General features: G+C 69.9%; 14 protein-coding genes. 6 read left to right on the top strand and 8 right to left on the bottom strand.

The annotated features are described in order from the left end of the window. Positions 1–2: 2 nt before the first annotated feature. The gene (locus tag EER30_RS07300; RefSeq protein WP_127499591.1) at positions 3–1,118 is read left to right on the top strand and encodes a mannose-1-phosphate guanylyltransferase; all 1,116 of its coding nucleotides are present in this window, start codon (positions 3–5) and stop codon (positions 1,116–1,118) included. Here EER30_RS07300 and EER30_RS07295 read toward each other — a convergent pair. After that, a complete protein-coding gene (locus EER30_RS07295) occupies positions 1,109–1,696 on the bottom strand; it encodes a TetR/AcrR family transcriptional regulator (RefSeq protein WP_127499590.1) in 588 nt (195 codons plus the stop codon). The genes EER30_RS07300 and EER30_RS07295 overlap by 10 nt on opposite strands. Positions 1,697–1,805: 109 nt before the next feature. On the opposite strand from EER30_RS07295, the gene EER30_RS07290 reads away from it, so the two are divergent. Continuing rightward, on the top strand, positions 1,806–2,360 hold the full coding sequence (locus EER30_RS07290; protein ID WP_127499589.1) for a hypothetical protein: 555 nt from the start codon (positions 1,806–1,808) through the stop codon (positions 2,358–2,360). Positions 2,361–2,517: 157 nt separating this feature from the next. Here EER30_RS07290 and EER30_RS07285 read toward each other — a convergent pair whose 3' ends face one another. From EER30_RS07285 to cofD, 3 genes are all read right to left on the bottom strand, one after another. Beyond that, positions 2,518–3,099 (bottom strand): NUDIX hydrolase, encoded by a 582-nt coding sequence (locus tag EER30_RS07285; RefSeq protein WP_127499588.1) that lies wholly within the window; start codon positions 3,097–3,099, stop codon positions 2,518–2,520. Further along, complete coding sequence (locus EER30_RS07280) at positions 3,096–4,157, bottom strand: coenzyme F420-0:L-glutamate ligase (protein WP_127499587.1); 1,062 nt, start codon at positions 4,155–4,157, stop codon at positions 3,096–3,098. The genes EER30_RS07285 and EER30_RS07280 overlap by 4 nt, the downstream gene beginning before the upstream one ends. A gap of 107 nt (positions 4,158–4,264) precedes the next feature. Then, positions 4,265–5,221: a 2-phospho-L-lactate transferase gene (cofD, locus tag EER30_RS07275; protein ID WP_127499586.1), complete on the bottom strand. Its 957-nt coding sequence runs from the start codon at positions 5,219–5,221 to the stop codon at positions 4,265–4,267. 110 nt (positions 5,222–5,331) lie between these two features. Here cofD and EER30_RS07270 point away from each other — a divergent pair, with 110 nt between their 5' ends. The 3 genes from EER30_RS07270 (at position 5,332) to EER30_RS07260 (ending at position 9,449) form a co-directional block, all read left to right on the top strand. Further along, positions 5,332–6,303, top strand: coding sequence for a hypothetical protein (locus EER30_RS07270; RefSeq protein ID WP_205650134.1), 972 nt, complete (start codon positions 5,332–5,334; stop codon positions 6,301–6,303). 94 nt (positions 6,304–6,397) lie between these two features. Further along, the gene (locus tag EER30_RS07265; protein WP_127499585.1) at positions 6,398–8,908 is read left to right on the top strand and encodes a bifunctional FO biosynthesis protein CofGH; all 2,511 of its coding nucleotides are present in this window, start codon (positions 6,398–6,400) and stop codon (positions 8,906–8,908) included. A 283-nt stretch (positions 8,909–9,191) separates the two neighbouring features. Then, on the top strand, positions 9,192–9,449 hold the full coding sequence (locus EER30_RS07260; protein ID WP_014688021.1) for a WhiB family transcriptional regulator: 258 nt from the start codon (positions 9,192–9,194) through the stop codon (positions 9,447–9,449). A gap of 20 nt (positions 9,450–9,469) precedes the next feature. Here EER30_RS07260 and EER30_RS07255 read toward each other — a convergent pair whose 3' ends face one another. Continuing rightward, positions 9,470–9,850 (bottom strand): metallopeptidase family protein, encoded by a 381-nt coding sequence (locus EER30_RS07255; protein ID WP_189205811.1) that lies wholly within the window; start codon positions 9,848–9,850, stop codon positions 9,470–9,472. A 302-nt stretch (positions 9,851–10,152) separates the two neighbouring features. Between EER30_RS07255 and EER30_RS07250 the strand changes: the two genes are divergently transcribed. Then, entirely contained in the window at positions 10,153–10,521 is a 369-nt protein-coding gene (locus EER30_RS07250) for a DUF3499 domain-containing protein (protein WP_127499583.1), read from the top strand. On the opposite strand, the gene EER30_RS07245 is transcribed toward EER30_RS07250, so the two are convergent. The 3 genes from EER30_RS07245 to adh form a co-directional block, all read right to left on the bottom strand. Next, positions 10,518–11,354, bottom strand: coding sequence for a polysaccharide deacetylase family protein (locus tag EER30_RS07245; RefSeq protein WP_127499582.1), 837 nt, complete (start codon positions 11,352–11,354; stop codon positions 10,518–10,520). The two genes, EER30_RS07250 and EER30_RS07245, sit on opposite strands and share 4 nt — an antisense overlap. A gap of 377 nt (positions 11,355–11,731) precedes the next feature. Further along, positions 11,732–12,103 carry a DUF779 domain-containing protein gene (locus tag EER30_RS07240; protein ID WP_127499581.1) on the bottom strand — a complete coding sequence of 124 codons (372 nt, stop codon included), beginning with the start codon at positions 12,101–12,103 and terminating at the stop codon, positions 11,732–11,734. A gap of 4 nt (positions 12,104–12,107) precedes the next feature. Beyond that, positions 12,108–13,631: an aldehyde dehydrogenase gene (adh, locus tag EER30_RS07235; protein WP_127499580.1), complete on the bottom strand. Its 1,524-nt coding sequence runs from the start codon at positions 13,629–13,631 to the stop codon at positions 12,108–12,110. Between the last annotated feature and the right edge of the window lie 16 nt (positions 13,632–13,647).

Raw genomic sequence — 13,647 nt, 5'->3', positions numbered from 1 at the left:
ACATGAGCGATCAACTCGGCGGACTCTACGGCGTGGTTCTGGCCGGCGGGACAGGCACCCGTCTATGGCCGCTGTCCCGTGCCGGTCACCCGAAGTTCCTGCACCCGCTGACCGGCACCGAGGCGTCGCTGCTTCAGGCCACCGTCGAACGCCTCGACCTGCTCGCCTCGACCGACCGCGTCTTCGTGGTCACCGGGGTGGCGCACGCGGCGGCCGTCTCCCGTCAGCTGAGCAGCATCCCCGAGACGAACGTGCTGGTCGAACCGTCCCCTCGGGACTCCTGCGCGGCGATCGCCCTGGCCGCGGCCGTCATTGCGCGGCGTGACTCCGAGGCGATCATGGGTTCCTTCGCCTCCGACCACCTGATCTCCGACAAGGAACGCTTCACCGAGGTCATCCGCAAGGCGATGATCGGCGCCCGCGAGGGCCTGCTCATGACCCTGGGCATCACCCCGACCCGCGCCGAGACCGGGTACGGCTACCTGCAGTGCGGCGGTCCTATCGGTGAGGGCCCGGTCCTGGCCGTCGAGGAGTTCAAGGAGAAGCCGACCTACGACGTGGCCGAGGGCTACGTGAAGTCAGGCAACTACCTGTGGAACGCCGGCATGTTCGTCTGGCGCGTCGACACGTTCCTGGCCGAGCTCACGCGGCAGCAGCCCCAGCTCGCGTCCGGCGTGTCGAGAATCGCGGCCGTCTGGGACTCGCCCGAGCGCGAAGAGGTGCTGGGCGAGGTCTGGCCCACCCTGCCGCGCATCTCGGTCGACTACGCGGTCATGGAAGGCGCCGCCTCGGCCGGCCGGGTGGGAACGGTCCCCGGCGACTTCGGCTGGAACGACGTCGGTGATTTCCACACCCTCGGTGAGGTGCTGGCCGCCGACCCGTCCGGCAACGTGATCGTCGGCCGGGACCCCAGCCAGAAATCGGGTGTGCTGCTGCGCGAGACCGAGGGGCTCGTGGTGGTCCCCACCGACGGGCGCCTGATCGCGGCCATGGGCGTACGTGACCTCATCATCGTCGACACTCCCGACGCCGTGCTGGTCTGCCCCCGGGAGCGCGCCCAGGAAGTGAAGCACCTGGTCGACGAGCTCAAGGAACTGGGCGAACTCGGCTACATCTGAGGCTCGCGTTCCCGGTGGATCCGGACGAGTCCCTCGATTCCCCGCAGGAAGGTCTCGACCACCAGCGCGGGGTCGAAGAGGCAGCCGGCCGCCATCGCGCCGTCGCGGAGCATGACGTAGTGCCGGGCGGCGGCGCCGGACGAGTCGTGGGCCACCTGGGCCATCAGCCCCTGCAGCGTGTCGAGGAACCACTGCCGGTGGGCGATGACCTGCTGGTGCACCGGGTGGCCGGGGTCGGGATATTCCGCTGCGGCGTTCAGGAACGCGCAGCCGCGGAACCGGGGGGACAGGATGCCCGCGGCGATCGTGTCGGCGATGGCCAGGAGCGCGTCGGCCGGTGACGGGTGGGCGGCGACGGCCGCCTCGACCGCGGCGCGGTCCATGCCGTGTACCTCGCTCAGATAGGCGAGCACCAGGTCTTCCTTGCCGGGGAAGTGCCGGTAGAACGTGGCCCGGGTGATCTTGGCGGCGGCGATGATCCGGTCGACGCCGACCGCGTGGATGCCCTCGGCGTAGAAGATCTCGGTTGCCGTGGTGAGCAGCCGGAGCCGGGCCTCCGAGGTTTCGCGTCGCGTCATGCGCCCATCGTAGTAGATAGAACGTTCGGTCTTGACAACGAGCGGCGTGGGCTTCAGTGTGAGTTCTGGTGGAACGAACGTTCTATCTACCGAATTCGAGAGGATGACCATGACGACCCTCGCCGCTCCCGGCCTTTCCCCGGCGTCAGCCCTGCGACGGCTCTACTTCGCTCGCTTCGCGTTCGCCCTTGTCTGGGCCGGGTTGGCGTTCGCGGTCGTCGACGACCTCGATGCCGTTGCTGTCGCGCTGTTCGTGCTCTACCCCCTGGTCGATGTCGGGGCGGCTGTGGTCGACGTACGGGCGTCACGCGGCACCGGGTCGCCGATTCTTCTGCGGCTCAACATGGCGGTCAGCCTTCTTGCCGCCGCCGGTCTGGCGGTCGCGGGGACGGCCGGGATCCCGGAGGTTCTGCGGGTCTGGGGCACGTGGGCAATCGTCGCCGGGGTGATTCAGCTCGTCGTGGGCGTCACCCGTCGCGCGATGGGCGGCCAGTGGCCGATGATCGTCAGCGGCGGGCTTTCCGTGCTCGCGGGCGGGTCGTTCGTCGCGGCGGCCTCCGCGGCCGAGCCGGCACTGACCAACGCGATCGGCTACGCCATCCCCGGCGCCATCTTCTTCCTGATCGCGGCCCTCCGTCTCGGTCGCGCTGGGAGGAAAGGCTGACGCGGGAGGAAAGGCTGACGCGGGAGGGTGGGCTGATGCGGGAGGAAAGGCTGACGCGGGACAGCGGGCTGACGCGGGAGGGAGGCTTGATGCTGAGAGAAGGCCGAAAAAGAAGGCCGGCTCGGGGCGAACAGCTGGCCCGAGTGGCGATTTGTTCTCAGCGCAGGCGGGCCAGGGCCGGGGCGATCTGGCGGACCGTGCCTGAGGCGAGCGGGCTGGGCAGGTTGTCCGGTGAGAACCAGGCCAGCTCGGCCGATTCCTCGCTGATCTGTTCCTCGGTGCCCGCCGGGCAGCGCAACAGGAACCGTACGTCGTAGTGGACCGACGGGGTCGCGCTGACGCCCTCGGCCGCTCCGCAGCGAACCTCGTGGATGTCGACGTCGATCGGGTCGGGGTCCAGCACCAGACCGGCGATTCCCGATTCCTCGGTGGCCTCGCGGAGGGCGGCGGCGGCCAGCGACACGTCGCCGGGTTCGCAGTGCCCGCCCAACTGCATCCACTTGTTCAACCGCCCGTGCAGGCACAGCAGAACGCGCCCGTCCCCGTCGACGATCAGGGCGCTGGCGGTGACGTGCCCCCGCCGATGCGCCCGCGTCATAGCCACCGGCCCGTCCTGCAGCAGCTCCGACGTCTGCTTGCGGAAGACGTCGGCCTCGTCCGAGGTCGCCTGCCACTCGGTCAGGACCCGAACGGCGTCGTCGTACAGAGAGGTCACGGAATCTCCTGGGGAAGCGCTCATGTGCCGGAGAGTTCCAGCCGGATGCTGTTCTGGTGGGGCAGTGACAGCGTCGCGATCGACTCGGCGGCCAGGGCGGCCCGCACCCGGTGGGCGTCGGCGCCGAGCCGCAGCAGCCCGACCGGCGAGATGTTGCTCGAGCTCAGGTTCAGGGCCGCCGTGGCTCCGCTGCCCGCCACGACCTCGGCCGGGCTGACCGTCGTGCCGCGGAAGAGCGTTTCCCGTACGGAATCAAGCGCGCGTTCGATCGCGGCCAGATCGACGGGCAGGCCGGGCAGCGCGGCGAGCGGGCCGTCGGGAAGCTGGGCGGCCAGGCGCAGGCCTTCGGCGCGGGCTTCGGCGGTGCCCAGGCTGAACATGTCGGAGGCGGCGTCGCGCAGCAGCACCGAGGCGCCCGGCGTGTCGTCGGCGGCGGTGGCGAAGTAGCCGCGGACGACCGCCACGGGTACCTGGTCGACCTTGCCCTTGACCAGTTCGGCGGCGGCCGAGAGCTCGTCGACGACCGCCGTCTGGGTGATCTCGAGCTGGTTGCCGTAGGGGTCCTTCTCGCCGCGGTGGTCGCGGATCGGGTCGATGCCGGCCGAGCCCAGCGCCACGTCGGTGAGGCCGTTGCGCCAGGCGCGGCCCATGGTGTCGGAGATGATGACGGCCACGTCGAGGCCGCGTTTCTGGAAGTCGGCGCGCAGCCGGCGGGCCGAGGCGTCGGGGTCGGCCGGGAGCAGTACCAGGTGGGCCGGGTCGACGTTCGAGGCGTCGATGCCGGCGGCGGCCATCACGAAGCCGTGGTGGGTCTGCACGATCGTGGTCGGGCCGCGGCGGGCGACCACGCGGGCCGACTCGGACTCGAGCACGGCGGCGCGGGCCCGGTCACGTTCGGGACCCTCGGCCGCGGGCACCTCGACGAGGCGGCCCTCGGCCTTCGAAACGATCTTGCTGGTGACCACCAGGACGTCGCCGTCGGCCAGCCACGGAGCCGCCGCGGTGATCAGCTCGGCGAGGTCGTCGCCGGCCCCGATGTCGCCGATGCCACGTACTGGCAGGATCTCCAGCCCGTCCGTCACGACGCCGCCCCTTCCACTTCGAGATCTTCCGGGGTTCAGCTTGCCCGGCGCCCGATGGCGGCGCGACAGAGCCCCGGTCACTCTGCCTCTTCGGCGAAGACGGAGGGTCAGGCGACCCCGGCCAGGGCCAGCGCGTCCTTGACCATCTGGGCGGTGGCCTCCTCGGAGGACATCCACAACGGGACGGCGCTGGTCGGGACGCCGGGCACCTCGGTGGAAGCGTCGGACGTGTCGACCAGCCAGCCGTCGAGCAGCCCACCGGCCGAGCGGGCGCCGTAGAGCGCGCCGACGCCGGCCGCGGTGACCGGGACGTCGACGGTGGCCAGGCACTTGTCGGCCATGCCGCGGATGGGGGAGTCACCGATGATCGGGGAGACGCCGATGACCGGCGCCGGACCGGCGGTGATCGCGTCGCGCAGGCCGCCGACGGCGAGGACGGGGGCGATGCTGACCACCGGGTTGCTGGGCGCGACGAGCACGACGTCGGCCGAGGCGATCGCGTCGAGGACCCCGGGCGCCGGCTTGGTGGCCTCGGCGCCCACGAAGACGAAGCGGTGGGTCGGCACGTCGCCGCGGTAGCGCACCCACCACTCCTGGAAGTGGATGGCCTTGCGCTCGCCGTCGACGTCGACCACGACGTGGGTCTCGAGCCGGTCGTCGGTGGCGGGCAGCATCGTGATGCCGGGCTGCCAGCGGGCACAGAGCGCGGCGGTGACGGCCGAGAGCGGATAGCCGGCCGTGAGCATCTGGGTGCGTACGAGATGGGTGGCTGTGTCTTTGTCGCCGAGACCGAACCACGACGGCTCGGCGCCGTAAGCGGCCAGCTCCTCCTTGACGACCCAGCTCTCGCCGACGCGGCCCCAGCCACGATCGGGGTCGTGGGCGCCGCCCAGCGTATACATCACGCTGTCGAGGTCGGGACAGATCTGCAGGCCGTGCATGCGCACGTCGTCGCCGACATTGACCACAGCGGTCACCTCGGCGCCGAGCGCGCGGGCCTGAGCGCGCACGCCGACGAGGAACTTCGCACCGCCGATGCCACCGGAAAGGACCACGATCCGCATTCCCACATCTTCCCGCACGGGTATGACGGAACGCCGCGCCGGGTATCGGGGCGTGATGCACGACCCGACTACCCTGAGCCGACCAAACTTAACTTCGTCAGGAGAATTCCGTGACCAGCCAACCGCAGCCCCCGCCGGGCGAGGTCAAACCGGCCGGCCAGTTCCTCCGCCCGCTGCGTGACCTCGCGGCGTACGCGCTCGTCGGCGCTCCGGCGCTGCTGCTCCTCGTGGCCGTCATCCGGCTGATCCCGAGCGGACCCGACCAGTTCGGCTACCGCACGCAGGACAGCTTCTACGGCTTCGTCAACACGGCGACGATCTTCATGCCGCTGGCGGCCGTGCTGCTGGCGCTGCTCGTGTTGCCCCGGCACCCGAAGGCCCAGCTCATCACCCTGATCGCCCTCGTTGAATACGGCGTGGTGGCTCTGTTCGGGGTGCTGTTCGGCCTGCTGATCGGGCTCATCAACCACGCGAGCAACAACGGCGCGCGGGTCGCGTTCGAAGAGCTGCTGGTGCGGGCGGCCTGGCTGGCCGTCTTCGGCGTGGCGGCGTACGCGGTCTTCCGCCTCTGGCAGGGCCTGTTCCAGGTGGCCAAGCCCAAGCCGCAGCCCGGCGTCTACGGCCAGCCGTCCTACGGGCAGCCGGGCGCCTATCCGGGCCAGCCGGGGTACGGTCAGCCGCCGCAGCCGGGTCAGCCGGGGTACGGCCAGCCGCCGCAGCCGGGTCAGCCGGGTTATGGCCAGCCGCCGCAGCCGGGCCACGCGCCCGGTGGCTACCCGCCGGGCCCTCAGCAGTACGGTCCGCCGCCCGGGCAGTACGGCCAGCCGCAGCAGCCGCCCGCCTGGAACCAGCCGCCCATGCCGATGCCCGCTTCGGCGCCGCCCGCGCCTCCCACGTCGGCCCCGCCCGGTCCGTACGCGCCGCAGCCAGGCGCTTTCTCGGAACCGACCCAGGCCGTTCCCCGGGCCGAGCCGACCCAGCCCGTCCCCGCGCCGGAGCCCTCGGGCGACGACCGTACCGAGAAGATTTCCGACGACCGCCCGGGTTTCGGCCCGGCCGGTGACGACTCGCCCCGCAAGTAGGACGATCGGACGGCCCGGGCGCCGTGGCCTATACCACTGCGCGCGCTCGGGCTCGGCCGAGCAAACAGGCGGCATCGCGGCCTAGGCTGCTGGGGTGACAGAGGTCAACACGGTCGAGAACAAGCCCACGGACGCGAGCATCAAGCGTGCCCTGCGCCGCGCGGCCGACGGCAAGGCGATCGATGCCGACGAGGCCACCGCCCTGCTGGCCGCCACCGGCGCGCAGTTCGACGAGCTGCTGGCGATCGCCGGCGCCGTCCGCGACGCCGGGTTGCGCGAAGCAGGCCGCCCCGGCGTGGTGACGTACTCCCGCAAGGTTTTCATCCCCCTCACGCGCCTGTGCCAGGACAGGTGCCACTACTGCACGTTCGCGACGGTGCCGCACCGGCTGCCCGCCGCTTTCCTGGAGCGCGACGAGGTTCTCGAGATCGCCCGCCAGGGCGCCGCTCAGGGCTGCAAGGAGGCCCTGTTCACGCTGGGCGACCGGCCCGAGGAACGCTGGCCCGCGGCCCGGCAGTGGCTCGACGAGCGCGGCTACGACTCCACGCTCGACTATGTGCGCGCCTGCGCGATCGCCGTGCTCGAAGAGACCGGTCTGCTGCCGCACCTCAACCCCGGCGTGATGAGCTGGGCTGAGCTGCAGCGTCTCAAGCCGGTCGCGCCGAGCATGGGCATGATGCTCGAGACCACCGCGACCCGTCTGTGGTCCGAGCCCGGCGGTCCCCACTTCGGTTCCCCCGACAAAGAGCCCGCCGTACGGCTCCGCGTGCTCGACGACGCGGGCCGGGTGGGCGTGCCGTTCACGACCGGCATCCTCATCGGCATCGGCGAGACCCCGGCCGAGCGGGTCGACGCGCTGTTCGCGATGCGCCGCACCGCGCGCGAGTTCGGCCACATCCAAGAGGTCATCATCCAGAACTTCCGCGCCAAGCCCGACACGGCGATGCGCGGAATGCCCGACGCCGAGCTGCGCGAACTGGCCGCCACCGTGGCTGTCGGCCGCGTCATCCTGGGGCCGCGGGCGCGGCTGCAGGCGCCGCCCAACCTGATCGACGCCGAGTTCTCGCTGCTGCTGCGGGCCGGCATCGACGACTGGGGCGGCGTGTCGCCGGTGACCCCCGACCACGTCAATCCCGAGCGCCCGTGGCCTCAGATCGACCTGCTTCGGGAGCGGTCGGCCGAGGCCGGGTTCGAGCTGCGCGAGCGTCTGACGATCTATCCCGAGTTCGTGCGGCGGGGCAACGAGGGCTGGCTCGACCCGCGTCTGGCCGCGCACGTGTCCGCGCTGTCCGGCGAGGACGGTCTGGCTCGCGAGGACGCCGAAGTGATCGGCCGTCCCTGGCAGGAGCCCGACGACGCGTACGGCTCCGGCCGCACCGATCTGTTCGCCACGATCGACACCGAGGGCCGCACGGGCGACCGCCGCTCCGACTTCGACGACGTCTACGGCGACTGGGACGAGGTGGCCGCCCACATCACGACCGAGGCCCCGCGACGGCTCGAGTCCGATGTGCTGGCCGGTCTCAAGCTGGCCTCGACCGACCCGGCCAAGCTGCTGCTGCCCGAGCACGAGGACGCGGCGATGGCCCTGTTCAACTCGGACGGTCCCGCGCTCGACGAGCTCGCCCGCATCGCCGACGACCTGCGTCGGGCGGTCAACGGCGACGACATCACCTACGTGGTCAACCGGAACATCAACTTCACCAATGTCTGCTACGTCGGGTGCCGGTTCTGCGCCTTCGCCCAGCGCGAGAAAGACGCCGACGCCTACCGCCTCTCGGTCGAGCAGGTGGCCGACCGCGCCGAGCAGGCCTGGCAGGACGGCGCGTCCGAGGTCTGCATGCAGGGCGGCATCGACCCCAAGATGCCCGTGACGGCGTACGCCGATCTGATCCGCGCGATCAAGAACCGCGTCCCCGAGATGCACGTGCACGCCTATTCGCCGATGGAGATCGTCACCGCGGCGGCCAAGGCCGGAGTCCCGGTGCGCGAATGGCTGGCCGAGCTCAAGGAGGCCGGCCTCGGCACGATCCCGGGCACCGCGGCCGAGATCCTCGACGACGACGTGCGCTGGGTCCTCACGAAGGGCAAGCTCCCGGCCAGCGCCTGGATCGACGTCGTGACCAACGCCCACCAGCTCGGCATCCGGTCGAGCTCGACCATGATGTACGGCCACGTCGACCACCCCCGACAGTGGCTGGGCCATTTCCGGGTGCTGGCCGGCATCCAGGACGTGACCGGCGGCTTCACCGAGTTCGTGGGGCTGCCCTTCATCCACACCAACGCGCCGATCTACCTGGCCGGCATCGCGCGCTCCGGCCCGAGCTGGCGCGAGAACCGGGTCGTCCATGCGATGGCCCGCGTCCTGCTGCACGGTCGCATCGACAACATCCAGTGCTCGTGGGTCAAGCTCGGCGACGACGGTACCCGGATCATGCTCAACGGGGGCGCGAATGACCTCGGTGGCACCCTGATGGAGGAAACGATCTCCCGAATGGCGGGTTCCGAGCACGGATCGGCTCGTACGGTCGCTGAGCTCAAGGAACTCGCGGCGGCGGCCGGACGCCCGGCGGTGGAGCGGACCACGACCTACGGTCGACGGTAGATCACAAATCGGGTTAAATTGGACGCGTGTGGGACGGAGCGCGTTACCTGGCGGGCCTTCGGACAGATAGGGCAGGAACGGGACCACGACGCGCCGAAGGCGCGCCGGGGAAACGGGCCTATTTATCAGGTTCGGCTTGACGACGCACGTCTTACACGCGTGTAATTTCGGTGGGGTTGTGGGCTGCGGCGCTGCACCATGCAGGCGTCCGGCCCGCAAAAAACACGCCGCGTGCGTGGGGGGTCAGCGCCGGGTTCCGGCGCGGAAATTGGGAGGCACGCCGATGGAAGCGCAGGTTGAAGGGGTCGACCTGCTCGGGGACGCGCCCGAGTGGCAGGAGCGGGCGCTGTGTTCGCAGACCGATCCGGAAGCCTTCTTCCCGGAAAAAGGGGGGTCCACCCGGGAGGCAAAGAGGATCTGCGGTCGTTGCGAGGTCAAGGCCGAGTGCCTGGAATACGCGCTGGGGCATGACGAGCGCTTCGGCATCTGGGGTGGACTGTCCGAGCGGGAACGTCGCAAGCTCAAGCGCCGGGTTGCTTGAGCCGGCTCAGCGCCTGAGCCTCAGGAAAGTTCGTCAGGATCCACCCCGAGCAGGTTGGCGACCTGCTCGATGATCACATCGTGGACGAGGTCGGCGAGGTCTTCGCGGTCCATCGCCCGGAATTCCAGCGGCCGCCGGTAGAGCACGATTCGAGGGGGAAGCTCCTGCCGGCCGGGGCGACCGGGCAGCAGCCGGGCCAGCGGCACCTCGCCGTCCTCGAGCACGTCGGAGTCGTAGACGTTCAGGTCGGGCGGCACGTCTTCCACCGCGAACTCGACGCCGGCCAGCTCTTTGGCGTAGCGGCGTTCGAGGCTCTCGACCGTGTCGAGCACCAGGTCGTCGAAGATCTCGGCCTTGGTGCGGGCCAGCGGCACGGTCGCCGGGACGAGCCGGCCGCGCAGCCCGCGGCCGTGCCGGTCGCGACGCGGGGGATGCCCGGGAGCGGACTTGCCCGCCGCTCGGGACGGGTCGCCGCGTCGGGCAGGACTGGTGGTCACCGCGCAAGTCTAGTCCTCCGACGGTGTGACCCGGAGTCAGACCTGCCCCCGTCGCGGTGATTCGCCCCTTCGGGTCCGAACGCCGCTAATTCGCCCCATCGGGTGCCGCGTGTCGGACGACCATGACGAAATCGTGATGCATCGTGGGTCGGCGTGTCGCACGGTTTCGGCGCCCACGCGGGCCGCCGGAGCGATAACGTGCCGCCGTGAGGTCACCACGGCGCTGCTCCCGGAACGGCTGTCCCCGACAGGCGGTCGCCACGCTGACCTACGTCTACAGCGACTCGACCGCGGTCGTCGGCCCCTTGGCGGCCTTCGCCGAACCCCACACGTACGACCTGTGCGAGCCGCACGCCCGCAGTCTCACCGCCCCCCGGGGCTGGGAACTGGTCCGCCACGACGGCGATTTCGCCCCGCCGCCGCCGACCACCGACGACCTGGTCGCGCTGGCCGACGCCGTGCGCGAGTCGGCCCGCGCGCCCGCGCCGCCGCCGCGCGGCGACGAGCCGGAGCATCTCCCCGGCCACCAGACCGGCCGCCGGGGTCACCTACGGGTCATCCCGCCGTCCCACTAGCCGGGCAGCGCGACCAGCGTGTATCGCTTCTTGAGCCAGGGGATCAGCTTGCGGTAGGCCGCGATCGTGTCCGGCTGGGCATAGTCGTGCGACAGCACGATCGCGCCGGGCCGGCAGTGCTTCTCGATCTGGCGAATGACCTTGGCCTGGTGCGCCGCGGACGATTCGCCCTTCTTGTGCTCCCAGTCGCGCGGGTCGACCTTCCAATAGATCGAGATCATCCCCAGGTCTTTCGCGGTCTTCACCAGGCGGGGCGTGAAGTTGCCGCCGGGCGCGCGGAAATACTTGATCTTCGCGCCGGGCACGGCCTTGCGGATCGCGGCGTTCGTGCGGCTCAGGTCGGCGCGGATCTTGGCTTCCGGGTCCTTGCCCAGCTTCAAGCTGTGGTCCCACGTGTGGTTGCAGAGCGTGTGCCCCTGGGCCACGATCTGTCGCACCAGCGCGGGATGCCGCCGCACGTTGTCGCCGACCAGGCAGAACGTGGCCTTCACGTGATGCTGGGCCAGCAGCTTGAGCATCTTCGGCGTCTCGGCCGGGTCGGGTCCGTCGTCGAAGGTCAGCGCGACGCCCTTCGTGCCGGTCAGCATGTGGCTGCCGGCCGGGCCGGCGAAGCGTGGGTTGACGACCTTGCGGCCGTCCGGCTTGGTGGGCTTCGGCTTGGGTGTCCTGGTCTTGACCGGGGTCGGCTTCGGCTTCGCGCTGACCGACGTGGCCGGAACCGCCAGCACCTCGGCCGGCTGGGCGATCGGGCCCGCCGAGGCCCGTCCGGTCGCGCCGATGGCGAGCAGCACGAGACCGAGAAGGATCGCCTTCCGGACGCGGGACAGCCGCATGAAAGCCTCCCCATGTCGTCCTACTGCCGACATTGCCGCGCGGAAGGCTCCAATTGCGACTTCCCGGCGTGAATCGACACGCTTGGGGGAGGACTCGACCGGGTTTTCGTCACCGGTCCGCTCTATTGTGATCACTCTGCGTGCAAGGTCGAACGCGCGGCGATCGAGGGTTCGCAGGACCATGAGAAGCCCGGCGATGGCGGGGGCTACCCGTCGGCGTACAGAGGTCAGGAAGTGTAGAAAAGCGTCTCGCACTCTTGTCCTCGTCGGTCGGCAACACGGTCGCGTGCCGGCGACGCGAAACCGCCGCCGTCTTCATTGATACGTGACGGCGGCGGTGCGCGGATCAGCGGGTGACGAGATAGACCTCTCTCTGATCAGGAGAGTTCGGCGAGTTCCTGCTCGCTGAGCAGGCGCGATCGGATGAGGAACCGTACGCCCTCGGGCGCTTCCAGCGAGAAACCGGAACCGCGTCCGGGGACCACGTCCACGGTCAGGTGGGTGTGTTTCCAGAGCTCGAACTGCGAGGCCGACATCCAGAACGTGATCGGCTCGTCCACCCCGTCGATCTTCAGGGACTCGAGCAGCACGTCGGACTGGCCGGTGCGGAACTCACCCTCCAAATAGCACATCGGAGAGCTGCCGTCACAGCACCCACCGGACTGGTGGAACATCAACGGACCGTGTTGACCCCGCAACTGCCGCATCATGTCGGCAGCCGCGGGGGTCACATCTACCCTGGTAGCCATCGGTTTAGAAGAAGCCCATGGCCTTCGGGCTGTACGACACCAGCAGGTTCTTCGTCTGCTGATAGTGGTCCAGCATCATCTTGTGGTTCTCGCGACCGATGCCCGACTGCTTGTAGCCACCGAACGCGGCGTGGGCCGGGTAGAGGTGGTACGAGTTGGTCCAGACCCGTCCGGCTTTGATCGCCCGCCCGGCGCGGTAGGCCGTGTTGATGTCCCGGGTCCACACGCCGGCGCCGAGGCCGTAGAGCGTGTCGTTAGCGATCTTGATGGCGTCCGCGTAGTCGGCGAACGGGGTCACCGACACGACCGGCCCGAAGATCTCCTCCTGGAAGATCCGCATCGCGTTGTTGCCCTCGAAGATCGTCGGCTGCACGTAGTAGCCGCCGGCCAGGTTGCCGCCCAGGTCGGCCCGGCTGCCGCCGGTGAGGACCTTCGCGCCCTCCTGCCGGCCGATGTCGAAGTACGACAGGATCTTCTCGAGCTGGTCGTTGGAGGCCTGCGCCCCGACCTGGGTGTCGGTGTCGAGCGGGTTGCCCTGCTTCAGGTTCTCCACCCGCTTTACGCCGGCGGCCAGGAAGTCGGGGTAGATGCTCTGCTGGATCAGCGCCCGCGACGGGCAGGTGCAGACCTCGCCCTGGTTGAGCGCGAACATCGAGAAGCCCTCGAGCGACTTGTCGTAGAAGTCGTCGTCGGCCCGGGCCACGTCCTCGAAGAAGATGTTCGGGCTCTTGCCGCCCAGCTCCAGGGTGACCGGGATGAGGTTCTCCGAGGCATACTGCATGATCAGCCGGCCGGTGGTGGTCTCGCCGGTGAACGCGACCTTGGCGACCCGGTTCGACGAGGCGAGCGGCTTGCCGGCCTCGACGCCGAACCCGTTGACGATGTTGACGACGCCCGGCGGGATCAGATCCGCCACCAGCGACATCCAGTAGTGGATCGATGCGGGGGTCTGCTCGGCCGGCTTGAGCACGACCGCGTTGCCGGCGGCCAGCGCGGGAGCGAGCTTCCACACCGCCATCAGGATCGGGAAGTTCCACGGGATGATCTGGGCGACGACACCCAGCGGCTCGTGGAAGTGGTAGGCGATCGTGTCGTCGTCGATCTCGCCGGCCGTGCCCTCCTGGGCCCGGATCGCGCCCGCGAAGTAGCGGAAGTGGTCGATCGCCAGCGGGATGTCGGCGGCCAGCGTCTCGCGGACGGCCTTGCCGTTCTCCCAGCACTCGGCGACGGCGAGCTTCTCGAGGTTCTGCTCCATCCGGTCGGCGATCTTGTTGAGGATGTTCGCGCGTTCGGCGGTCGAGGTGCGGCCCCACGCGTCGGCGGCGCCGTGCGCGGCGTCCAGCGCCTTCTCGACGTCCTCGGCGGTGCCCCGGGCGACCTCACAGAAGTCCTCACCGGTCACGGGGCTGGGGTTGGCGAAATACTGCCCCTTCGCGGGCGGCACGTATTCGCCGCCGATGAAGTGGTCGTAACGCGACTCGTAGTTGACGATGGCGCCTTCGGTTCCGGGCGCGGAATAGACGGTCATGACAGCCTCCGTACCT

The organism is Actinoplanes solisilvae, assembly GCF_003999975.1.
In the GTDB taxonomy this organism is placed as follows: domain Bacteria; phylum Actinomycetota; class Actinomycetes; order Mycobacteriales; family Micromonosporaceae; genus Actinoplanes; species Actinoplanes solisilvae.
This window is presented reverse-complemented; position numbering and strand designations above follow the sequence as displayed.